Origin of the sequence: Streptomyces fuscichromogenes (genome assembly GCF_014645815.1) — a bacterium.
Lineage (GTDB): Bacteria > Actinomycetota > Actinomycetes > Streptomycetales > Streptomycetaceae > Streptomyces > Streptomyces fuscichromogenes.
The window spans coordinates 257211-278588 of the sequence record NZ_BMML01000004.1; the positions used below are offsets into that span (position 1 = coordinate 257211).

A 21378-nucleotide genomic window follows, 5' to 3' on the forward strand; every position below is an offset into this window, starting at 1 on the left:
GGAGGGGCACCGGGGCGGGGCATCGAGAGGAACCAGTCGGCCGACTGATGCGCGGGGGCCCGTCGGCCGGTGAGGCTGGCACCATGCCAACCGCGATCGGCTCCCACGAGGAGACACGCCCGCGCCCGGCCGGCCCGGCGAGCGGGCGGACCAGGGTGCTGACCACGCGCTCGGTCCCGCCCGCCGAGAGCCTGGAGTACTGGCACGACGCCGTGTTCGACACCCTGGTGGGGATGGACATCGCCGCCGAGGGTTCCACCTACGACGCCACCCTGCGCACCGACCGCCTCGGGGAGCTGCGGATCACCACGGTGGAGGCCGACCCCGGCCGGGTCCACCGGGCACCGCGGTTCATCGCCCGCGGCGACGGCCGGGAGATCTTCGTGGCCGTCCAGAGCACCGGCCGTGCCCTGGTCCAACAGGACGGCCGCAGCACCGAGTTGCGGGCCGGCGACCTCTGTTTCTTCGAGACCCTCCGCCCCTTCCGCACCACCTTCCCGGACCGCTTCCGGATGAAGGTCTTCGCCGTACCGCGCCGCCTGCTGGACCTCCCGGAGGCCGACGTACGGCAGCTCACCGGCCGTGCGGTACACCCGGGCGGCGGGCTCCCCGCCCTGCTCGCGCCGCTGCTGGAACGGCTCGCGGACACCTCCGCGTCGTACACCGCCCCGACGGCCGAGCGGCTCGCCGGGAGCGTCGTCGACCTGGTGGCGGCCACCGCGGCGGATCAGCTGGGAGCGGACCCCGCCGACCTGCCCGGCGCCGACGACGTGCTGCTGCTGCGCATCAGGACGTACATCCGCTGGCACCTGTCGGACCCGGGGCTGACACCGGCCGTCATCGCCCGTGCGCACGGCATCTCGGTGCGCTGTCTGCACCGGCTGTTCCAGGCCGAGGACACCACCGTGTGCCGGTGGATCCGAGACCAGCGGCTGCGCGAGTGCCGCCGGGAGCTCGCCGGGCGGCCGCCGGGCCAGGCGGGCCTGGGCCAGGTCGCCCGGCGCTGGGGGTTCGGCAGCGCGGCCGGGTTCGGCAAGGCCTTCCGCGGCTCCTTCGGCCTGTCGCCGACGGACTGGCTGGCCCGGGTGCGGGCGGAGGGCCCGCCATGCTGACCGCGGTGTCCTGCGCTCACCGGGACCTGGCACCCGGCGACCGCCTCGCCGCCTGGCAGCGCGCCCTGTCGCGGACCTTCGTGGACGTCGAGGTCCGGGTGGCGCACGACCGCCCGTGGACCGGCGAACTGACCGCCGAACGGCTCGGCGCCCTCCAGATCGCCACCGAGGACTTCGGCCCCGGTACCGTCCTGCGCGGCGCCCGCACGGCCGCCGCCGATCCCCGCGGCCACATCCTGGTCCGCCGGCAGCTGACCGGCACCGCCCTGCTGCTCCAGGACGGCCGCACCGCCGAACTGCACCCCGGCCGGCTGGCCTTCCACGACGCCCGGCGCCCGTTCCGGATCGTGCTCCCCGAGCGGCAGCGGGCCCGGGTCTTCATGGTGCCGCGCGCCCTGCTGCGCCTGGAGGAACGGCAGTTGAGCGCGCTCACCGCCACCGCGGTGGACGGCGCCGACGGGGGAGCGGCGGGTCTGCTGCTGCCGCTGCTCGACGGACTCGCCGACGAGGTGTCCCGGTCCGACCCGGGACGGCGCGAACAACTCGCCCGTACCGTCGTGGAGATCCTCGCCACCGTGGGCCTGGAGCGGATCGGCGGGCAGCCCGAGTCGGCCCTGTGGGAGCGGATCACCGCGTCCGTCCGGGCCCGGCTCGGCGAACCCGGACTCGCCCCGCAGGACATCGCCGACCAGCACGCCATCTCGCTGCGCTACCTGCACCGGCTCTTCCAGCTTCAGGGCACCACCATGGGCGCCTGGGTCCGCGCGCGCCGGCTGGAGGCGGCCCACGAGGAACTGGCCGGGCCCGGCGCCGCCCACCGGCCGATCGCCGCGGTGGCCGCGCGCTGGGGCTTCACCAGCCCCTCCCACTTCAGCCGGGCCTTCCGCGACACGTACGGGATGTCACCGGCACAGTGGCGCCGGGCGGCGGGCACCGGCCGGGGCGGCTGACCCCGTGCGCGGTGCACCGTGCACCGTGCGCCGCGCGCCGGCGGTACCAAGGGCTGACGCCGGTTGCCGGAAATGCCGCTTCGGCCGTCGCTTGGCTGCGGTGCCGTCGTGGCTGGTCGCGCAGTTCCCCGCGCCCCTGCGGGGCGCTGCCCCTCGGCTGCCGGTGTTTTCGTGATCGCCCCGCCCTGCCGGGACCCCGGCACCTACCCTTTCCGCTGACGGCCGGATCGAACCGATGGCCCCAGTGACGATGGCCCGACTGACGAGGGAGCGCGTATGACCGACGAGGCGATGGGTGACGAGGTCTACCAGCCGGACGGTTCGGAGGTGCAGGACGACGCGGGCCTGCTGGACGCCTCGGACACCCTGGACTACCGGGCCGGCGAGGAGGCCCTGGACGAGGGCTACTCGCCGCCGGAGCGGCCCTGGGCCGTGGAGCACACCGGCGTGACGGCGGCCGAGGGACGGCGCGGGGAGACCCTGGACGAGCGGCTCGCCGAGGAGGTGCCGGACCTCGCCGTCCCGGAGGGCGACGACCTCGGCGACCTCTGGGACACCGACGGCGAACTCCTCGACGACGAGGTGGGCGACGGCCGCGCCGGGCGGCTCCTGGCACCGGACGAGGGCACGCACGAGGTCACCGACTCCGACCTGTTCGCCTCCGACCGGGGTCTGGACGGCGCCGGGGCGTCGGCGGAGGAGGCGGCGATGCACGTGATCCCGGATTCCGACGACTACTGAGCGGCCGGAACACCCGCTCGCGCCTCAGACGATGTGGCGCAGCAGGGCCGCGACGGCCGCCGGGGGCTCCCCCGGCGGCCGTACCACCATCACCTTCCAGGCCGGCGCGTGCCGGGCGATCCGGTAGGTCGTCAGGTCCGGGAAACGGTCTGCGATGGTCGGCGGCATGATGCAGACCCCGAGGTCGGCCCGGACCAGTTCGGAGGCGGCCACGATGTCGTTGACCTCGAAGGCCGTGACGCGTTCGACGCCGGCCGCCCGGAACGAGCGGTCGGCCGCGTCCCGGATGGCCCAGCCGGGCGGGAACTCCACCTGCGGCAGCCCGGTGACGTCCGCCAGGTCGACCGTGCCGCGGGCGCCGCTCGCGCTGCCCGCGGCGGGGATCCGGCGGCGCGGCGAGGCCACCAGGACCATCTCCTCCCGGGACAGCGGCCTGCTCACCAGCCCGCGCTGCTGCTGCCGGTCCAGCGCCACCACCGCCAGGTCCACCGTGCCCTCGCGCAGCGCCTGCCGCAGGTCGGTGACCGCCGCCTGCCGCAACCGGACGACCACGTGCGGGTGTTCCGCCCGCAGCGCGGCCAGCGCGAGGTGCAGGTTCGCCCAGACCCCCTGCATCGTGCCGACCGTCACCCGGCCGCGCAGCTCCCCCTTCGCCGCGTCGACCGCCTCTCGGGCGAGCTCGGCGGCGCGCAGGGCCTGCCGTGCCGCCGGGACGAACGCCTCGCCGGCCGGGGTGAGCCCGACCCGGTGCGTGGTCCGGGTGAACAGCGCGGTGCCCAGCTCGCGTTCCAGGGCACGGACCGTGCCGGAGACGGCGGACTGCACCACGTGCAGTCTCCGCGCCGCCGCCGTGAACCCGCCCGCGTCCGCCACGGCGACGACGACTTCCATCTGCCGCAGGTCCATCATCCGCTCCCGGTGGCGCAACGCCCGCTTCGGCCGCGCGGCGATCTCCGCCGCATCCTAGGCAGCCTCCCCGGCCCCGTCGCCCGGTGCCGGGCGCGCCGCGCGGGACCGGCGCTCGGTCAGCCAGTACAGCAGCCCCAGCACCGGCAGGGCGGCCCCGAGGACGCTGACCGCGCCCCAGCCGCCGGCCCGGAAGGCGACCGAGCCGAGCTGTGACCCCAGGGCGCCGCCGACGAAGAACATCGCGATGAAGGCGCTGTTGAGGCGGGCGCGGGCCAGGGGGTCCAGCTGGTAGACGGTGTGCTGCCCCAGGATCAGGCTGGTCTGGACGGCCATGTCGAGGGCGACGGCCGCCAGCGCGATCAGGACGACGCTGTGCTGCCCGAGACCGGCGATCGCGAAGGCCAGCGCGGCCACACCGAAGGCGGCGCCGGTCACCGGCCGGGTCAGGCCGCGGTCGGCCCAGCGCCCGGCGAGCGGCGCGACGGCCGCACCGGCCGCGCCCACCAGCGCGAACACCCCGACCCCGACGGCGGAGTAGTGGAAGCGGGGCCCGGTCAGGACGTAGGAGACGGTGGTCCAGAAGGCGCTGAAGGCACCGAACATCGCCGCCTGGTAGAGGCCCCGGCGCAGCAGCGCGGGGTGCGTGCGCACCAGCGCCGCCGTGGAGCGCAGCACGTGGTGGTACGGCACCGAGGTGGTCGGCGCCTGCTTCGGCAGGGCCAGCCGCAGGGCCACGGCCAGCAGGGTCATCAGGACGGCCGAGCCGAGGTAGACGACCCGCCAGCCGGCGACGCCGGAGACCAGGCTGCTGAGCGTGCGGGACAGCAGGATGCCGGTGAGCAGCCCGCTCATCACCCGGCCCACCACCCGGCCCCGGGCGTGGTCGGGCGCCAGGCTCGCGGCGAACGGCACCAGGATCTGCGCGACCACCGAGGTGGCACCGCTGACCAGCGAGGCGGCCAGCAGCATCGGGAACCCGGTGGCGAGACCGGCCGCCACCAGGGCGAGCGTGGTGACCGCCAGCAGCGCGGTGACCAGGCTCCGCTTCTCCAGCCGGTCGCCCAGCGGCACCAGGAAGACCATGCCGATGACGTAGCCGACCTGGGTGAGCGTGATCAGCAGACCCGCGGTGGCCTCGCCGATGTGGAAGACACCGCGCAGCTCGGACAGCAGGGGCTGCGCGTAGTACAGGTTCGCGACCGTCATGCCGGAGGCGACGGCGAACAGCGCGATCAGCCAGCCCGGCACCCCGTGGGCGGCCTCGGCGGCCGCCTCCCGGCGCGGGGAACGGATTTCGGACGACGACTGGGACACGGGACCTTCCTCACCGGAGACGTTGCTCTCACCCTCCACCAGCACCCGGCCGTCCAGGATGCTTCCCTGCGCACGGCGATGGTTCCGGATGTCAGTCATCTCGACCGGAGATGCCCGGGGCTCCGGTGCGCTGCGGGGACACCGGAAGTGCGCTGGGGGGCAACTGCGCGGCGCACCGGGCTCCTACGGTGAACCGCGGCGGTGCCGGAACGCCCGGTGTGCCGCACGCAATCCCAGGAGACTCGCATGTCCGAAGCCGTCACGCCCGTCACACCGGTGCTGGAGCCCGCCGCGCAGGCCTTCGTCGAGGCCACCGCCAACCCGCCCTACCTCTTCGACCTGGCCCCCGAGGAGGGCCGCAAGGCCGTCGACGAGGTGCAGTCGGGCGAGATCGCCAGGCCGGAGGTCGACGAGGAGTGGGTGACCGTCGAGGGCGGCCCCACCGGAAGCGTCCGGGCCCGGATCGTGCGCCCCGCCGGCGCGGCCGGTCCGCTCCCCGTGATCATCTACATCCACGGCGCCGGCTGGGTCTTCGGCAACGCCCACACCCACGACCGCCTGGTCCGCGAACTGGCGGTGGGCGCCGGCGCGGCCGTCGTCTTCCCCGAGTACGACCTCGCGCCCGAGGCCCGCTACCCGGTCGCCATCGAGCAGAACTGGACCGTCGCGCAGTGGGTCGTGGCGCAGGGCGCCGCCAAGGACCTGGACGCGGACCGGATCGCGGTGGCCGGTGACTCGGTCGGCGGCAACATGACCGCCGCCCTCACCCTGATGGCCAAGGAGCGCGGCGGCCTCCCGCTGCGCCAGCAGGTGCTGTTCTACCCGGTGACCGACGCCGGCTTCGACACGGCGTCCTACCACCAGTTCGCCGAGGGCTACTTCCTGCGCCGCGACGGCATGTTCTGGTTCTGGGACCAGTACACGACCGACGAGGCGGAGCGCGCCCAGATCACCGCGTCCCCGCTGCGCGCCACCACCGAGCAGCTCACCGGCCTGCCCCCGGCCCTCGTCATCGTCGCCGAGGCCGACGTGCTGCGCGACGAGGGCGAGGCCTACGCCAACAAGCTCCGCGAGGCCGGCGTGCCCGTCACCGCCGTCCGCTTCCAGGGCATCATCCACGACTTCGTGATGCTCAACGCGCTGCGCGGCACCCACGCCGCCGAGGCCGCCATCTCCCTGGCCGCCCGCACCCTGCGCGAGGCCCTGCACACGGCCTGAACAACCGGTACGGAGTAAACGGCGCACCCCGCAAGGGTGATGCCGAGCGGGCCGCGCACCGGTGCCGACCGGGCGCGGCCCGTTCACGTGTAGGTACGTGCCATGCGGATGACACCGGCGCGGGTACGAGCACGGATGCGATCCCCCTGGACCTGGGCGGCCCTCGCCGCGGTGACGGGAGCCTGCGCGGCGCTGCCGTTCCTCGCCGCCGGCGGCGACGGTCCCCGCCCGCTGTCGGCGGCCGAGGCCCGGCGTGTCGCCCTCACCCCGCTCCGCACGTACCGGGACAGCCCGGCCGAGGTGACGGTACGGGCACCGCTGCCCGGCGGTACGGCCGTGGTCCGCGCGGTGGTCGACGAGCGCCGGCAGCGGGCGGTGGGCTGGTTCGACACCGGGGACGCGGCCGAGCGGGGGCTGCTGGCGTGGGACGGCACCGGGCTGGCGGTCGCCCGTCCGAGGACCGACGGCAGCGCGGGCCCGCTGGCGAGACCGGCGTCGACGGCGGAGGCGGTACGGGACGCCGCGCGGCTGCGGCCGACGGCGTGGATCCGGCGCCGCTACGGGCCCGCTTCACTGGACACGGCGCTGCGACTGACGCTGGCGCTGGCCGCCGACCGCCCCGACGACGCCCGGCGCATCGCCCGCTCGGGCCGACGCCACCTGGGGACGGACCGGATCGACGGCCGGCGCTACGACGTCTTCTCCGCCGCCGACTCACCCCTGAGGTACTGGATCGACGCGGCGGGCCGGCTGCGCCGGGTCAGGGAGGACCTGGACGACGACCGCACGATCGAGGTGGACGTGACGGGAGTGAGGGTACGGCCCGGGGTACCGGAGGCGCCGTGGGCGAAGGGCTGAGGCGGGCGGGGCCGGGGGGCGGGGACGCTTACCGGCGCTTGCCGGGTGCCCCCGCGCCCACCCGTGCCGCCTTGCGGCACGCCTGCCCGCGGCGGGGAAGCGCCCCATGAGGGGCGCGGGGAACTGCGCGAGCGACCCCCACCGGACCGCAGCCGACCGACTCTGTGAACCAACCCACCTCACCTGTGAGTTGAGCACACCGCCTGTGGATCGCCGTACCACTCCCTGACAGGGCCGGTCCGGATGCGAGGATGATGCGCCATGACGGCAGGGTGGTGTGCGCGCACGATACGGTCCGCGGTGTTCGCGGCCGTCTGTGTGCTGCTCGCCGCCCTGGGCCACGTCATGATGTCCGGGAACCGTGTGCCCGGCTGGGCACTGGTCACCGCCCTGGCGCTCACCGCCACCCTGGGCTGGGCCCTGTCCGGACGCGAACGCGGGCTGACGCTGGTCGTGTCCGCCGCGGTCGGCGCCCAGACGGCACTGCACTCCGGCTTCTCCGCCGCCCAGGCATGGACGAGCGGCATGGCGCCCATGGGGTCCGCGCATATGGACATGGCCGGGAACACGGCCGCCATGAACATGGGGTCGATGCACATGGGCCCCGCCCCTACCGACCCCGTCGAATACCTGGGCTTCGGCACCGGCGGCACCGCCTCCACCGGTATGTTCGCCGCCCACCTCGTCGCCGCGCTGCTGTGCGGCCTCTGGCTCGGCCACGGCGAGCGCGCCGCGTTCCGGATCGTCCGGGCCGTCGCCGGCCGGCTCGTCGCGCCGCTCCGGCTGCTGCTGGCGCTGCCGGCCACCCCCGAGCGCCCGCGCCCCCGGCTGCGCCGCCGCCGTTCGGACCGGGCGCCGCGGCTGCTTCTCCTCGTCCACGCGATCACTTCCCGGGGTCCGCCGGTGCGGACGGCTGTCGCCTGACGACAGCTGGTGTTCCGGGGCCGCCCACGCGCGCCCCGGACGAACACGGCGGCCGCGCGCCCGCTCGAGCTCCACCGGCGCCCGAGGGCCGTCTCCCCCTCTCACCTTTCCCACAGGGACACTGAGTGATCACTTCTGTCCTGCCCGCACGCGCCGAGGCGACCGAGAAACGCGACGAGTCGATCACGGCCTGGGCCCTCGCGGCCCGGTCCGGGGACCCGGCCGCCGTGGACGCGTTCGTACGGGCCCTGCACCGCGACGTGCTCCGCTACGTCGCCCATCTCTGCGCCGACCCGCAGGCGGTCGACGACCTCGCCCAGGACACGTTCCTGCGCGCGCTGGGCAGCCTGCACCGCTTCGAGGGCCATGGCTCGGCCCGGTCCTGGCTGCTGTCGATCGCCCGCCGGGCCGTCGTCGACAGCCACCGGTACGCCGCCGCCCGGCCCCGCCCGGCGGACGTCCCCGACTGGCAGCAGGCCGTCGAGCGGGCCCAGCCGCACGGGCTGCCCGGGTTCGACGACGGCGTCGCGCTCCTCGACCTGCTGGAGGCGCTGCCCGAGGAACGGCGCGAGGCGTTCGTCCTCACGCAGCTCGTCGGACTGCCGTACGCGGAGGCCGCCGAGGTCAGCGACTGTCCCGTCGGCACCGTCCGCTCCCGGGTGGCCCGGGCCCGCGAGGCGCTCCAGGTTCAGCTGGCCTGAGGCTCCTCGAACGCCTTGAGGATGCGTTCGGCGGCCAGTGTCGCCGTCAACGAGCCGTCCCTGACCTGCTGTTCGAGGTCGGGGGCGGCCGCGCGCACCGCCGGGTGGGCGGCCAGCCGGCCGAGCAGTTCGTCCCGCACCATCGACCAGGTCCAGCCGACCTGCTGCTCGCGGCGCTTCTCGGCGAGCCGTCCGGTGGAGTCGAGCAGCGTCCGGTGCTGTTCAAGGCGCTCCCAGACGACGTCCAGCCCCGTCGACTCCCGGGCGCTGCAACTGAGCACCGGGGGAGTCCAGAAGGCGTCCTTGCCGTGCATCAGGCGCAGCGCGCCCGCCAACTCCCGTGCCGCGGACCGGGCGTCGCGCTCGTGCGGGCCGTCCGCCTTGTTGACGGCGATCACGTCGGCGAGTTCCAGGACGCCCTTCTTGATGCCCTGGAGCTGGTCGCCGGTGCGGGCCAGGCTGAGCAGCAGGAAGGAGTCGACCATGTCGGCGACCGCGGTCTCGGACTGGCCGACGCCGACCGTCTCGACCAGGACCACGTCGTACCCGGCCGCCTCCATGACCACCATCGACTCACGGGTCGCCCTGGCGACCCCGCCGAGCGTGCCGGCGCTGGGGGAGGGCCGGACGAACGCGGCGGGGTCGACCGCCAGCCGCTCCATCCGCGTCTTGTCGCCCAGGATCGAGCCGCCGGTGCGGGTGGACGACGGGTCCACGGCCAGCACGGCCACCCGGTGTCCGAGGCCCGTCAGCAGCGTGCCGAAGGCGTCGATGAACGTCGACTTGCCCACGCCCGGCACCCCGCTGATGCCGATCCGCCGGGCCCGGCCGCTGCGCGGGAGCAGCTCGGTGAGCAACTCCTGTGCCGGCGCCCGGTGCTGTGGCCGGGTGGACTCGACGAGGGTGATGGCGCGGGCGATGACCGCGCGCCTCCCGTCGAGCACACCCTTCACATAGGCGTCGACATCGATCACAGGTCGTGCCCGAGTTCCGTCGCAAGCCGTTGGACCAGGTCGTGGGCCGCGTCGGGGATCACCGTGCCGGGCGGGAAGACGGCGGTGGCGCCCATCTCCAGGAGGGTCGGGACGTCCTGTGGCGGGATGACTCCGCCGACCACGATCATGATGTCCTCCCGGCCCTCCTCGGCGAGCTGTTCGCGCAGCGCCGGTACGAGGGTGAGGTGGCCGGCCGCCAGCGAGGACACGCCGACCACGTGGACGTCCGCCTCCACCGCCTGGCGGGCGACTTCCTGGGGGGTCTGGAACAGGGGGCCGACGTCGACGTCGAAGCCGAGGTCGGCGAAGGCGGTCGCGATCACCTTCTGGCCGCGGTCGTGGCCGTCCTGGCCCATCTTGGCGACCAGGATGCGCGGGCGGCGTCCCTCGGCCTTGTCGAAGGCGTCGACCAGGGCCCGGGTGCGGTCCACGTTCGGGGACTGGCCTGCTTCGTTGCGGTACACACCGGAGATCGTACGGATCTGGCTCGCGTGCCGGCCGTACACCTTCTCCAGGGCGTCGGAGATCTCGCCGACGGTCGCCTTGGCGCGGGCCGCGTCAACGGCCAGTTCCAGCAGGTTGCCGTCGCCGTCCGCGGCCCGGGTCAGCGCGTCCAGCGCGTCCCGGCACACGGTCTCGTCCCGCTCCGCGCGCAGCCGCCGCAGCTTGGCGATCTGCTGGGCGCGGACGGAGGAGTTGTCGACCTTGAGGACCTCGATCTGCTCGTCGCTCTCCACGCGGTACTTGTTGACGCCGATCACCGGCTGGCGTCCGGAGTCGATCCGGGCCTGGGTGCGGGCGGCGGCCTCCTCGATGCGCAGCTTCGGGATACCGGCGTCGATCGCCCTGGCCATGCCACCGGCGGCCTCGACCTCCTGGATGTGCTGCCAGGCCTTGCGGGCGAGGTCGTAGGTCAGCCGTTCCACGTAGGCGCTGCCGCCCCACGGGTCGATGACCCGGGTGGTGCCCGACTCCTGCTGGATGAGCAGCTGGGTGTTGCGGGCGATGCGCGCCGAGAAGTCCGTCGGGAGCGCGAGGGCCTCGTCGAGGGCGTTGGTGTGCAGGGACTGGGTGTGGCCCTGGGTCGCGGCCATCGCCTCGACGGCCGTGCGGGTGACGTTGTTGAAGACGTCCTGCGCGGTCAGTGACCAGCCCGAGGTCTGCGAATGGGTGCGCAGGGAGAGGGACTTGCTGTTCTTCGGGTCGAACTGGCCGACCAGTTTGGCCCACAGCAGCCGGGCCGCGCGCAGCTTGGCGATCTCCATGAAGAAGTTCATGCCGATCGCCCAGAAGAAGGAGAGCCGGGGCGCGAACGCGTCCACGTCCAGGCCGGCTTCGCGGCCCGCCCGCAGGTACTCGACGCCGTCCGCGAGGGTGTAGGCCAGCTCCAGGTCGGCCGTGGCTCCGGCCTCCTGGATGTGGTAGCCGGAGATGGAGATCGAGTTGTAGCGGGGCATCCGCTGCGAGGTGTACGCGAAGATGTCGGAGATGATCCGCATCGACGGTTTGGGCGGATAGATGTAGGTGTTGCGGACCATGAACTCCTTGAGGATGTCGTTCTGGATGGTCCCGGCCAGCTTCTCCGCCGGCACACCCTGTTCCTCCGCCGCCACGATGTACAGCGCCAGCACGGGCAGCACCGCGCCGTTCATCGTCATCGACACGGTCATCCGGTCCAGCGGGATGCCGTCGAAGAGCTGGCGCATGTCGAGAATCGAGTCGATCGCGACGCCCGCCATGCCGACGTCGCCGGTCACCCGCGGGTGGTCGCTGTCGTAACCCCGGTGCGTGGGCAGGTCGAAGGCGACCGAGAGGCCCTTCTGGCCGGCCGCCAGGTTGCGCCGGTAGAACGCGTTGGACTCCTCCGCGGTGGAGAAGCCCGCGTACTGGCGGATGGTCCAGGGCTGGTTGACGTACATCGTGGGGTAGGGGCCGCGCAGATACGGCGCGATGCCCGGGTAGGTGCCCAGGAAGTCCAGGCCCTCCAGGTCACGGCCGGTGTAGAGCGGCTTGACCCCGATGCCCTCCGGGGTCTCCCACAGCGGCAGGTCACCGCCGGCCGCCCGCCATTCCTCAAGGCTGCCCTCGGTGACGGGGGTGCCCAGTTCGATGCCGGAGAAGTCGGGGATTCCCATCAGGACACTCCCATGCGGTCGAGGGTCTCGGACAGCACGGCCACGGCGTCACAGCCCGCGAAGACGCAGGAGTCGACACCGGCGAACTCGCCGCGGCCCGCGAGGACCACGTGCCGGGCACCGGCCGCCCTCAGCGACCCGGCGGTCTGCTCGGCCTGTTCGGCGTAGAGCGCGTCGCTGGAACAGAGCACCGCCTCGGTGGCGCCGCTCGCCTCGAAACCGCCCTCGGTGACGGGTTCGATGCCACCGGCCTGGAACAGGTTGGAGGCGAAGGTGGCACGGGCGGTGTACGCGGCGGCCGGGCCGAGCGTGGCCAGGTAGATCCGGGGGCGGCTGCCCGTCGCCGCGAGATGGGCGTCCGAGCGGGCGCGCAGCTCCTCGTAGGCCTCGTCGCGGCGGACCCGGGGGAGACCGCCGGAGAGTGGCTCGGGTGCGGGCTCGCGCACCACCGGCTTCTCGGCGAGCAGCGGGAACTCGCTGACTCCGGTGATGGGTTCGCGGCGCTTGGCGAGCTTCTTGGAGCGCTCGGCCCAGGTGGTCGCGAGATCGGTGCGCAGGCGTCCGGAGCGAAGCACGGCGGCCTGGCCGCCGTCCCGCTCGATGGTCCGGAAGAACTCCCAACCGGCGTGGGCGAGTTCGTCGGTCAGCTGCTCCACGTACCAGGAACCGCCGGCCGGATCGATCACCCGGGCCAGATGCGACTCCTCGACCAGGATCGTCGAGGTGTTGCGGGCGATCCGGCGGGCGAACGCGTCCGGCAGCCCGATCGCGTGGTCGAACGGCAGCACGGTCACCGAGTCGGCACCGCCCACCCCGGCGGCCAGCGTCGCGACCGTCGTGCGGAGCATGTTCACCCACGGGTCGCGCCGGGACATCATCACCGGCGAGGTGACGGCGTGCTGCACCTGGGCGCCCGCGTCGGCCGCCCCGCTGACCTCGGCGACCCGCGCCCACAGCCGGCGGGCCGCGCGCAGCTTGGCGATGGTCAGGAACTGGTCGGCGGTGGCCGCGTACCGGAACTCCAGCTGCCCGAGGGCCTGTTCCACACCGAGACCGGCCTCGGTGAGCGCGCGCAGGTAGGCCACCCCGGTGGCCAGCGAGGCACCCAGCTCCTGCGCGGCCGAGCCGCCCGCCTCGTGGTACGGCAGCGCGTCCACGGTCAGGGTGCGCAGGCCCGGGAACTCCCCGCTGACGCGCCGGGCGAGCGCGGCGACGGGGGCGAGGTCCAGGGCCTCGCCCGTACGGGCCTCGTACCCCAGCGGATCGGCGCCCAGGTTGCCGCGTACGGCCTTGGGGTCGATGCCCTTCTCGTCGTACAGCCGGAACAGTTCGGCCGCCGCCGCCTCGGTGTCCCGGCCGGCGTCCAGCACCACCGGAGCCAGGTCCAGGTAGACGCCGTCGAGCGCGCGGGCGAGGCCGGGCAGCGGGATGCCGCCCCGGCCCACGAGCAGCCAGAGCGAGGTGACGCCGTTCGCCAGGTCGGTCAGGACCGCGCCGTCGGGAGCCGCCGCGTGCCGCTGCCGGACGTCCCAGCCGCCCGCGATGCCGCCCTCCGGGCGGCCGCCGCGCACATAGGGCGCGAAGCCGGGCAGACCGGGGTCGGGCGCGGTGTCGCGCGCGGTGTAGAGGGGGCGGGTGCGCAGCCCGTCCTCCAGCGTCGTGGACAGGGCGTCCTCGGCGGCCTCGCCCGAGACTTCCTTGCCCGACTTGCGCAGCACGCCCTCGACCAGGCGTTGCCACTGCTCTTGCGTCGCGACAGGGAACTCGGCGGCCAGTGAGAGCCCGTCGTCAGGCAGGACCGTCATGCTCGGATGCTAGGGCAGACCGCTTAAGCCGCGCTGATGGCAGGGCTGTGACCTTGCCCTCCCCGTGGCTGTGACCTGCGCCTCCCGGGGGTGAAGTGGCCGGATTCGTACGGTCAGGGCGTGTCGTCGGCGAGCTCCGGGATCAGCGCGCACAGCGCCTCGCGCTGCTCCGGGCCGATGACGTGCCCGACCGCCTGCCCGACCGTCTCGGCGAGGGTGGCGGAGGCGTCCTGGATGTGCCGACGGGCCTTGTCGGTGAGGGCGACCTCGATGCCCCGCTTGTCGCCGCAGGCGGCCTTGCGGGTGACCAGACCGGCGTGCTGGAGGCAGGCGATCTGGTAGGTGAGGCGGGTCTTGGGGCGGCCCAGGAGCTCGGCGATCCGGGTCATCCGCAGGCCCTCGCGCGGCTGTTCGGCCAGCAGGCACAGGATCAGGAACTCGTCGTGCGAGACGTCCAGCGTCTCCTTCACGACCGACCGCAGCCGCTGCTCCACCGCGCCTGTCGCGGCCAGCAGCAGCATCCAGGCGCGCAGCTCGGCCGGGAGCAGCCCGCCGCCCCCGAGGGAGGGGCATTCGGGCAGCTCTGCGGGGTGTTCGTGGTCGGCGGCCATGGCATCGAGTCTACCTGTTGTCCAAATTTGGATAGTGGGCTAGCGTGCAGTCGTTCGCAGTCATCCAAATTTGAACCATCAATGGATCGGAGTACGGCCATGACCGTCACCGTGGAAACCGGCCTCTGGCAGCTCGACCCCACCGCCTCCGCCGTCGCCGTCCGGCACAAGACCTTCTGGGGCCTGGTCGCCGTCAAGGGCACCTTCGCGGGCGTCACCGGCCGGGGGGAGGTCACCGCCGACGGCGCCGCCACCGGCAGCGTGACGATCGACGCGAGCTCGCTGGACACCAGGAACAAGAAGCGCGACGAGCACCTGCGCTCCGCCGACTTCTTCGACGCCGCCAACCACCCGGAGATCACCTTCGCGGTGCGCGGTGCCGAGCGGGGTCCGGGCGAGGCGGTGCACGTCGACGGCCAGCTGACCGTCCGGGGCATCAGCAGGCCGCAGCAGGCCACCGCGAAGCTGGTCTCGGCGGACGCCGACGGGCTGACGCTGGAGGTGGAGTTCACCGTGGTGCGCGAGGAGTTCGGCATCACGTTCAACCAGATGGGGATGATGGGCGGCCCGACCACCGTGACCGCCACCCTCCGCTTCACCCGCACGACGGCCTGAACCACCCCGAAGAGACCCGCGCAACCACGCGACCGGCAGCCGGCGGTACGGCAGCGCCCCGAAAGGGGCGCGGGGAACTGCGCGGCCGGCCACGACGGAGTCGCGGACGACAGGCGGTCGATCCCGGCGCTGTCGGCGGAGCGCTCAGCGGGCCGTCCGGCTGATGTGCACGTCCTGGCTGGAGAGCGTCTGCGGGTCCGCCGTGAACGCGCGCAGCCGGATCCGGGTGCTCGGCTTGGCCGGGACGGCGAACCGGCCGTCCGCCGGCCGGAGTTCGACACTCGCCGTGCCGTGCCCGGGAATCGTCGCCGGGCCCCGCACCAGCAGCCAGTACATGCTCATGCCCTGGCCGGTGGTCAGCGTGTAGTGCGGGGTGAGCGGGGCGCTCCCGGTGTTGACCACCTTCAGCGTCATCGCCCTGACCACCGACGCATGGTGCGCGGCACGCCGCAGCGCGGTGATCTCCATCCGCAGCGGCGGTCCGCCGGACACCGCGACCGCCGCGCTGGCCAGGGCCGGCGCGAGCAGCAGGGCGACCGTCGCGATCAGGGCGGGGCGGCGGCGGGGCCCGGTCAGCAGGGCCGGTCGCGGCTGCCAGGCGCGCTCGAACTCCGACAGCGGAGCGGTGACGGCCGTCGCCAGCCACAGCGGGGTCATCAGCAGGTAGTAGCCGTCCTGGGAGCGGGTCGCCAGGAAGAAGGCGAGCCACGGCAGCACGGTCGCCGCCGGGCCGAGACGCCGCACGAACAGCACGAACAGGGCCAGCAGGGCCACCGCGAGGAGCATGCTCGCGTGCGAGTACCAGTCGATGCGGTCGCTGCCGTTCGTGTAGTACAGCGTGATGTCCACCAGGCCCTGGCCGTGCACCACGGCGCCCTGGGTCAGCGGCAGCGCGATCCCGCCCAGCCAGCGGGCGGGCTCGGACACGATGAAGTACGTGTTGAGCAGCAGCCACACCGTGACGGCCACCCCGGCGATCCGCAGGACCACCCCGGCCGCGGCCCGGCCGCCGAGTTCCCCGCGCCGCACCGCGTAGATCCCGGCCAGCAGGAACGGCGTGACGAACCACGGCAGTTGCTGCGCCGCGCAAGCGGCCCCGAGGCACGCGGCCCGCGCGATCCCGGCCGCGCCCAGCCGGCCGCCCTGCCCGATCCGCGGCCAGCGCACCACCACCGGGATCAGCAGCGCCAGGGCGATGACCGCCGGGTAGCCGACCCGGGCGTAGGTCGGCAGGAAGCCGAAGCCCAGGCAGGCCAGCGTCGCCGTCGACCGCCATGGCCCCGGCAGCATCCGCCACAGCGCGACGGTGCCGACGATCAGGGCGCCCGTGCACACCGCGGTCGCCGGGGCGCCCTGGTGGCCGAGCCACAGCAGCGGGACGGTCAGCAGCGTCGCCAGCGGTGGATAGCCGTACGTGTAGTCGTAGCTGCCGCCTATCGTCGGCGTGAGGGCGATACCCGTCTTGTGGAACAGCCACGGCCAGGCCTGGCCGTACACGGGGTGCCCGGCGAGCAGCTCCCTGGCGGCCTGGGTGGTGAGGGCGCCCTCGTCACCGCCGTTGTGGTTCAGGGCCCAGGTGCACAGCGTGAGCGTCACCGCCGTGACCAGGACCACCAGGTCGAGGCGGGCCAGCGACCGCGTGCTGCGGACCGTCAGCGTCAGTACGCCGGTCACCAGGATCGAGGCGTAGCAGACGGAGATCAGCGCGGCCAGGACCAGGTGGTGTGTCACCGCCTGCGTCCACACCGACCGGGTGCCGATGAACAGACCGATGTCGGCGAGGAGGGTCAGTACGCGGTGCCAGGGTACGGGGGCTCCGGCATCGCCCGGAGCGGCGGACACCGCCGACTGTGTCCGCCGGCCGGGTGTCACCTGTTGTGTTTCTGCCAAGTGCACGAACCGGACGGTAATCGCGGGTGGTGAGCGGGGCGTGACTGGAGGAGAAGAGTCCGGTGTGAGGGCAGTAAGAAGCCCCTAATGCACAGCAATCGCCTGAATGGTGTGAAGATCACTTTTTAACGCACAAGGGGCCGGACTCGCTCGCGCTTCGTGTCGCTGTTGGGCCGAACGGGTGACTTGGCGTAAGAATTGGCTGGTGCAGGCATCGAGCGTGAGTCAGGTCAGGGGGAGCCGGTGAGCCGTTACGACGTCACCGATGAACAGTGGGAGGGGCTCGCCCAGGTCGTGCCGCTGCGGGGCCGCGACGCGTGGCCGTCGGCGGTGGGCCACCGTGCGCTGCCGGACGCGGAGACCGAGACGCGCCGCCGTTTCGTCGTCCTGCGGGTCAATGTCTTCGCCGACGCCCGCGATGTCGCCGAGACGCTGATGGCCGGGATACCGGTCCTGCTCGACCTGACCAGTGCGGAGACGGAGGTCGCCAAGCGTGTCCTCGACTTCAGTACGGGCGTGGTCTTCGGCCTCGCCAGCGGAATGCACCGGGTCGACCGCAACGTCTTCCTCCTCACCCCGCCCGGCACCGAGGTCAGCGGGCTGATGGAGGGGGCGGGGGTCTCGGGGGGCTGAGCGTCCTGCGGGGCGGCCGGGCGTCCCCCGACAGAAGGAGGGGCGGGCGGGCTCCGCGATGGCTCGGCTGCCGTGGTGTGGACGGTGCTGCCTGCGCCGCGGTCGAGCGCCCGTCCCTCGATCGTAGGAAGGTCTCGGCGACGGAACGGTTCGCCGGGCGGCCGGAGGCCTACGGTCCGCATATGGCCGTGTCCTCCGCCTCGTGCGCGCCCCACCCTTCTCCCTCTCCCTCCGCCTGTTCCGTCCCGGGTGATACTCCGCCGTCGCCGCCATCGGCGTCGCCCGATGCCGCGGTGCCGTCGGAGGTGCCGACGGACGTGGACGTGCCGACGGCTCCCGTCGGCACGTCGGCCGAACTGCCCGGCCGGCAGTCGGAGACGGTCCCGCGCGCCCGCTCGGCCGGTCGGGGAGCGCCACCGGCCGACGCGCCGGCCGGCCGCCCGGCAACTGCCCCCGCACCCCCCGTCCCCACCCCCCGCCGAGACCCCCGCCCCCGGGTCACCGAGCTGCGGCTCTCCGCCTTCGCGCGGCACCGGGGCGCGAGCTTTCCCGTCGGACAGGTCACCCTGCTCGCCGGGCCCAGCGGGAGCGGGAAGAGCGCGGTGCTCGCGGCGTACGAGGCGCTCGCGCGGCTCGGCGGCGGGGCCGTGCTCGCGGAGGTGTTCCCGGACCCCGGCGCGCTGGTGCCGGAGCGGGCCCGGCCCGACGCACAGCGGCGGCGCGGGTTCCGTATCGGCTGCACGGCCGACGGCGCCGAGGGGCCGGTGCGGCTCGACGTCGCCGTGCAGGCCGAGCCCGAACTGCGCATCGTCGGCGAGCGGCTGAGCGCGGGCGGGCTGGTGCTCCTGGAGACCGCGCTGCGCGACCCGAGCCGCCCGGCCGTGCAGGCCGCGTGGCACACGGCGGGCTCCGCGCCGGTGACCCGGGCCCCGCTCCCCGACGACCGCCTCGGCACCGCCCTGCTGCCGCTGCGCGTCGCCGGGAAGACGGACGGCCAGCGGCAGGTCCTCGCCGCCGCCGAGCAGATGGTCGTCGCCCTGCGGTCGGTGTTCCCCTGCGATCCGCGGCCCGAGAACATGCGCGCAGCCGTCCGTACCGGCTCCGGCCGGCTGCTGCGCGGCTGCGGCAACCTCGCCGACGTGCTGTGGCGCACCCGCGCCGAATGCGGCCGTCGGCACGCCCAGCTCGTGGAAGCGGTGCGTACCGGCTGCGCCGGCCCCGTCGCCGACCTGCTCGCCGAACCGCTCGGCGACGGCACGGTACGCGCGCTGCTCGACCGCGGCGGCGGCCGTCGCACCGAGCTGGAGCGGCTCGGCGACGGTGAGCTGCGTTACCTCGCCCTCGCCCTGGTCCTCTTCACCGGCCCCGGTGTCCTGGCCGTCGACGCGCCCGGCGAGGTTCCCGACGCCATGCGCTGCCTCACCGTCCTCGCCGACGGCTTCGACCGCAGCCTCGACCCCGGCCAGCGCGCCGAACTCCTGCGCACGGCCGTCCTGATGGGGGAGCGCGGTCACATTCGGTTCGTCGGCGCGGTGAGCGACCCCTCGTGGGCCGGCGGAGCGGAGGCGATCACGGTGGTACACCTGGACGCGTGACCGAAGAACCCCTCGACGTGGCAGGACTCAGGCGCCGACTGGCCGAGTTCGCCGCCGCCCGCGACTGGCAGCAGTACCACACCCCCAAGAACCTGGTGGCCGCCCTCAGTGTGGAGGCGTCCGAACTCGTGGAAATCTTCCAGTGGCTGACCCCGGAGGAGTCGTCCCGGGTGATGGCGGATCCCGGCACCGCCCACCGGGTCACGGACGAGGTCGCCGACGTGTTCTCGTACCTCCTCCAGCTCTGCGACGTCCTGGACATCGACCCGCTGGCCGCACTGGCCGCGAAGATCGAGCGCAACGAGGAGCGGTTCCCGCCCGTCTGATGGATGGTCAGGGAGGAGGGCCGGGCTCCGTTTTAACGCTCAGTAGTTGATTCCCCGCCCTAATCCGAATTGTTGTCCACAGATTTCCGTCTTCCTCTGGCTCCAGGTCTCGGCAACCCTCACTCTGGGTAGTGAACTACTGAGTGCGGCAACACAGTTCGGATCGACGGGGACGGGGCGGCGGATGGACGCGATGCGGCTCATCGTGGCGAGCAGACGGGCGCTGGCGCACGGCGCGGGTGTTCCGGAGATGATGACCGAGGTGTGGCAGGCACAGGCCCTGGCCCAGGCGATCGGCAGCCGGCTGGCCGTCTCCGGCCCGCCCGAGCTGCGTGGCGAGGCCCTCGGCCTGACCGAACTGGCGGGCCGCGGCTGTGGCGTGCTGGGCACCCCCGACCTGGACCCCGGCACCCTGCGCGCCGCCCAGCTCACCGAACTGGACGATGCCCGCCTGACCCTGCTGAGCCTCGGCGGCCTCCTGGGCGAGGTCGGCATCGCGCTGGTCGGCATGGCCAGCGGCGCGGCCGACGAGGCGACGTACTGGCAGTGCATGGAGGCCATCGACGCGGCCGACGAGTCCCGGGACAGGGTGCTGGAGATGCTCCGCAAGCTGGCGGCCCGGGAGGAGGTCCGCGACGGTTAGCCCGTGGGTGGACACGTGTGGCGGGTGGTGCCGATGCGGTTGACGAGGCGGAGTCCGTGCAGGATGGGTGTATGGACCTTCGTATCTTCACCGAGCCCCAGCAGGGCGCGAGCTACGACACCCTCCTCGCCGTCGCCAAGGCCACCGAGGACCTCGGATTCGACGCCTTCTTCCGGTCCGACCACTATCTGAAGATGGGTGACGTGGACGGCCTGCCCGGCCCCACCGACGCCTGGATCACCCTCGCCGGACTCGCCCGCGAGACCCGGCGGATCCGCCTCGGCACCCTCATGACCGCGGGAACCTTCCGGCTGCCCGGCGTGCTCGCCATCCAGGTCGCCCAGGTCGACCAGATGTCCGGCGGCCGGGTCGAACTGGGCCTGGGCGCGGGCTGGTTCGAGGACGAGCACAAGGCGTACGGCATCCCCTTCCCGAAGGAGAAGTTCGGCCGCCTGGAGGAGCAGCTGGCGATCGTCACCGGGCTCTGGGAGACCCGGCTCGGCGACACCTTCGACTTCCGCGGCACCTACTACGACCTCACCGACTCGCCGGCCCTGCCCAAGCCCGCCCAGGCCCGGATCCCGGTGCTGATCGGCGGCCACGGAGCCACCCGCACCCCGAAACTGGCCGCGCGCTACGCCGACGAGTTCAACATGCCGTTCGCCTCGGTCGAGGACAGCGAGCGGCAGTTCGGCCGGGTGCGCGCCGCCGCCGAGGCGGCCGGCCGCGGGGCGGACGAGCTGACGTACTCCAACGCCCTCGTGGTCTGCGTCGGCAAGGACGACCAGGAGGTCGCCCGCCGTGCCGCCGTGATCGGCCGCGAGGTCGACGAGCTGAAGGCCAACGGCCTGGCCGGCACCCCCGCCGAGGTCGTCGAGAAGATCGGCCGCTACGCCGGGATCGGCTCCCGCCGCCTCTACCTCCAGGTCCTCGACCTCTCCGACCTCGACCACCTGGAGCTGATCTCCGCCCAGGTGCAGCCGCAGCTGTCGTGACCTTCGCTCCGCGCACTCCCCGCCCCCGACCCGAAAGGGCCGGGGGCGGTTGTTTCCCCGGCCGTCGCGATTTCTGACACCGAGTGTAAGAAAAAATTGCGGTGCAATTTCGGAAGCGGGTCTCCGGCGCCGCGCTTTCCCGTGCCGACCGGTTTTTACATTCTGCTTTCCTGGGTCCTTTGACAATCAGGTGCGCCGGTTTCTATTCTCGGCGGGTATTCAGGGCCCCGGCGCCGTGGCTCTCGGTACTGACCTGGTCGGTGGGGGACGATGTACAGGTACGTGCACCATGGGTGTCCCGGAGTGCTCGATTTCTGTTTCCGGCGCCCCTTTCTGACGCCCCGCAGCAGCCTCTGAGCCTGGGCGCGCGCGATTCCGGTGTGATTTCCCGGATTTTTCCCTGCCCGG

20 protein-coding genes are annotated in these 21378 nt (G+C 73.4%); 13 read left to right on the forward strand and 7 right to left on the reverse strand.

Annotated elements, in window-relative coordinates; all coding sequences use genetic code 11:
* Positions 1–83: 83 nt before the first annotated feature.
* The 3 genes from IEZ11_RS10605 to IEZ11_RS10615 all read left to right on the forward strand — a co-directional run bounded on the left by IEZ11_RS10605 (position 84) and on the right by IEZ11_RS10615 (position 2803).
* The gene (locus tag IEZ11_RS10605; RefSeq protein ID WP_189262412.1) at positions 84–1112 is read left to right on the forward strand and encodes an AraC-like ligand-binding domain-containing protein; all 1029 of its coding nucleotides are present in this window, start codon (positions 84–86) and stop codon (positions 1110–1112) included.
* Entirely contained in the window at positions 1106–2062 is a 957-nt protein-coding gene (locus IEZ11_RS10610; protein WP_189262413.1) for a helix-turn-helix domain-containing protein, read from the forward strand. Before IEZ11_RS10605 ends, IEZ11_RS10610 begins: the two co-directional genes overlap by 7 nt.
* A 276-nt stretch (positions 2063–2338) precedes the next feature.
* Positions 2339–2803, forward strand: a complete 465-nt coding sequence (locus IEZ11_RS10615) for a DUF5709 domain-containing protein (RefSeq protein WP_189262414.1) — start codon at positions 2339–2341, stop codon at positions 2801–2803.
* A 24-nt stretch (positions 2804–2827) separates the two neighbouring features.
* Here IEZ11_RS10615 and IEZ11_RS10620 read toward each other — a convergent pair whose 3' ends face one another.
* Positions 2828–3709, reverse strand: coding sequence for a LysR family transcriptional regulator (locus IEZ11_RS10620; RefSeq protein ID WP_189262415.1), 882 nt, complete (start codon positions 3707–3709; stop codon positions 2828–2830).
* Positions 3710–3766: 57 nt separating this feature from the next.
* A complete protein-coding gene (locus IEZ11_RS10625; protein ID WP_189262416.1) occupies positions 3767–5125 on the reverse strand; it encodes an MFS transporter in 1359 nt (452 codons plus the stop codon).
* Positions 5126–5272: 147 nt separating this feature from the next.
* Between IEZ11_RS10625 and IEZ11_RS10630 the strand changes: the two genes are divergently transcribed.
* From IEZ11_RS10630 to IEZ11_RS10645, 4 genes are all read left to right on the forward strand, one after another.
* Complete coding sequence (locus tag IEZ11_RS10630; RefSeq protein WP_189262417.1) at positions 5273–6244, forward strand: alpha/beta hydrolase; 972 nt, start codon at positions 5273–5275, stop codon at positions 6242–6244.
* A 135-nt stretch (positions 6245–6379) separates the two neighbouring features.
* A complete protein-coding gene (locus IEZ11_RS10635) occupies positions 6380–7102 on the forward strand; it encodes a hypothetical protein (protein ID WP_189262418.1) in 723 nt (240 codons plus the stop codon).
* A 261-nt stretch (positions 7103–7363) separates the two neighbouring features.
* Entirely contained in the window at positions 7364–8026 is a 663-nt protein-coding gene (locus IEZ11_RS10640; RefSeq protein WP_189262419.1) for a hypothetical protein, read from the forward strand.
* A 125-nt stretch (positions 8027–8151) separates the two neighbouring features.
* Positions 8152–8727, forward strand: a complete 576-nt coding sequence (locus IEZ11_RS10645; protein WP_189262420.1) for a sigma-70 family RNA polymerase sigma factor — start codon at positions 8152–8154, stop codon at positions 8725–8727.
* On the opposite strand, the gene meaB is transcribed toward IEZ11_RS10645, so the two are convergent.
* From meaB to IEZ11_RS10665, 4 genes are all read right to left on the reverse strand, one after another.
* Positions 8715–9701: a methylmalonyl Co-A mutase-associated GTPase MeaB gene (meaB, locus tag IEZ11_RS10650; protein ID WP_189262421.1), complete on the reverse strand. Its 987-nt coding sequence runs from the start codon at positions 9699–9701 to the stop codon at positions 8715–8717. The genes IEZ11_RS10645 and meaB overlap by 13 nt on opposite strands.
* A complete protein-coding gene (scpA, locus tag IEZ11_RS10655) occupies positions 9698–11857 on the reverse strand; it encodes a methylmalonyl-CoA mutase (RefSeq protein ID WP_189262422.1) in 2160 nt (719 codons plus the stop codon). Before scpA ends, meaB begins: the two co-directional genes overlap by 4 nt.
* A complete protein-coding gene (locus IEZ11_RS10660; protein WP_189262423.1) occupies positions 11857–13662 on the reverse strand; it encodes a methylmalonyl-CoA mutase family protein in 1806 nt (601 codons plus the stop codon). The genes scpA and IEZ11_RS10660 overlap by 1 nt, the downstream gene beginning before the upstream one ends.
* Before the next feature lie 113 nt (positions 13663–13775).
* Positions 13776–14273 carry a MarR family winged helix-turn-helix transcriptional regulator gene (locus IEZ11_RS10665; RefSeq protein ID WP_189262424.1) on the reverse strand — a complete coding sequence of 166 codons (498 nt, stop codon included), beginning with the start codon at positions 14271–14273 and terminating at the stop codon, positions 13776–13778.
* Positions 14274–14372: 99 nt separating this feature from the next.
* Between IEZ11_RS10665 and IEZ11_RS10670 the strand changes: the two genes are divergently transcribed.
* Positions 14373–14888 (forward strand): YceI family protein, encoded by a 516-nt coding sequence (locus IEZ11_RS10670; RefSeq protein WP_189262425.1) that lies wholly within the window; start codon positions 14373–14375, stop codon positions 14886–14888.
* A gap of 144 nt (positions 14889–15032) precedes the next feature.
* Here the strand turns inward: IEZ11_RS10670 and IEZ11_RS10675 are convergent, their stop codons facing one another.
* On the reverse strand, positions 15033–16730 hold the full coding sequence (locus tag IEZ11_RS10675) for a hypothetical protein (RefSeq protein WP_189262426.1): 1698 nt from the start codon (positions 16728–16730) through the stop codon (positions 15033–15035).
* Between the two features lie 291 nt (positions 16731–17021).
* Between IEZ11_RS10675 and IEZ11_RS10680 the strand changes: the two genes are divergently transcribed.
* The 5 genes from IEZ11_RS10680 to IEZ11_RS10700 all read left to right on the forward strand — a co-directional run bounded on the left by IEZ11_RS10680 (position 17022) and on the right by IEZ11_RS10700 (position 20970).
* A complete protein-coding gene (locus tag IEZ11_RS10680; protein ID WP_089104207.1) occupies positions 17022–17411 on the forward strand; it encodes a cell division protein SepF in 390 nt (129 codons plus the stop codon).
* A gap of 317 nt (positions 17412–17728) precedes the next feature.
* A complete protein-coding gene (locus tag IEZ11_RS10685) occupies positions 17729–19006 on the forward strand; it encodes an AAA family ATPase (RefSeq protein WP_229712939.1) in 1278 nt (425 codons plus the stop codon).
* On the forward strand, positions 19003–19332 hold the full coding sequence (locus IEZ11_RS10690; RefSeq protein WP_229712940.1) for a nucleotide pyrophosphohydrolase: 330 nt from the start codon (positions 19003–19005) through the stop codon (positions 19330–19332). Before IEZ11_RS10685 ends, IEZ11_RS10690 begins: the two co-directional genes overlap by 4 nt.
* A gap of 184 nt (positions 19333–19516) precedes the next feature.
* Positions 19517–19975 (forward strand): DUF6099 family protein, encoded by a 459-nt coding sequence (locus IEZ11_RS10695; RefSeq protein WP_189262428.1) that lies wholly within the window; start codon positions 19517–19519, stop codon positions 19973–19975.
* 71 nt (positions 19976–20046) lie between these two features.
* The gene (locus IEZ11_RS10700) at positions 20047–20970 is read left to right on the forward strand and encodes an LLM class F420-dependent oxidoreductase (protein WP_189262429.1); all 924 of its coding nucleotides are present in this window, start codon (positions 20047–20049) and stop codon (positions 20968–20970) included.
* The last annotated feature ends 408 nt before the right edge of the window (positions 20971–21378 follow it).

What these genes read in the sequence shown, in the direction of transcription:
- IEZ11_RS10640 (WP_189262419.1), top strand. Translation starts at nt 7,364, where the DNA reads ATGACGGCAGGGTGGTGTGCGCGCACGATACGGTCCGCGGTGTTCGCG.
- IEZ11_RS10610 (WP_189262413.1), top strand. Translation starts at nt 1,106, where the DNA reads ATGCTGACCGCGGTGTCCTGCGCTCACCGGGACCTGGCACCCGGCGAC.
- scpA (WP_189262422.1), bottom strand. Translation starts at nt 11,857, where the DNA reads ATGGGAATCCCCGACTTCTCCGGCATCGAACTGGGCACCCCCGTCACC.
- IEZ11_RS10695 (WP_189262428.1), top strand. Translation starts at nt 19,517, where the DNA reads ATGGACGCGATGCGGCTCATCGTGGCGAGCAGACGGGCGCTGGCGCAC.
- IEZ11_RS10620 (WP_189262415.1), bottom strand. Translation starts at nt 3,709, where the DNA reads ATGGACCTGCGGCAGATGGAAGTCGTCGTCGCCGTGGCGGACGCGGGC.
- IEZ11_RS10660 (WP_189262423.1), bottom strand. Translation starts at nt 13,662, where the DNA reads ATGACGGTCCTGCCTGACGACGGGCTCTCACTGGCCGCCGAGTTCCCT.
- IEZ11_RS10605 (WP_189262412.1), top strand. Translation starts at nt 84, where the DNA reads ATGCCAACCGCGATCGGCTCCCACGAGGAGACACGCCCGCGCCCGGCC.
- IEZ11_RS10665 (WP_189262424.1), bottom strand. Translation starts at nt 14,273, where the DNA reads ATGGCCGCCGACCACGAACACCCCGCAGAGCTGCCCGAATGCCCCTCC.
- IEZ11_RS10625 (WP_189262416.1), bottom strand. Translation starts at nt 5,125, where the DNA reads ATGACTGACATCCGGAACCATCGCCGTGCGCAGGGAAGCATCCTGGAC.
- IEZ11_RS10635 (WP_189262418.1), top strand. Translation starts at nt 6,380, where the DNA reads ATGCGATCCCCCTGGACCTGGGCGGCCCTCGCCGCGGTGACGGGAGCC.
- IEZ11_RS10630 (WP_189262417.1), top strand. Translation starts at nt 5,273, where the DNA reads ATGTCCGAAGCCGTCACGCCCGTCACACCGGTGCTGGAGCCCGCCGCG.
- IEZ11_RS10615 (WP_189262414.1), top strand. Translation starts at nt 2,339, where the DNA reads ATGACCGACGAGGCGATGGGTGACGAGGTCTACCAGCCGGACGGTTCG.
- IEZ11_RS10670 (WP_189262425.1), top strand. Translation starts at nt 14,373, where the DNA reads ATGACCGTCACCGTGGAAACCGGCCTCTGGCAGCTCGACCCCACCGCC.
- IEZ11_RS10700 (WP_189262429.1), top strand. Translation starts at nt 20,047, where the DNA reads ATGGACCTTCGTATCTTCACCGAGCCCCAGCAGGGCGCGAGCTACGAC.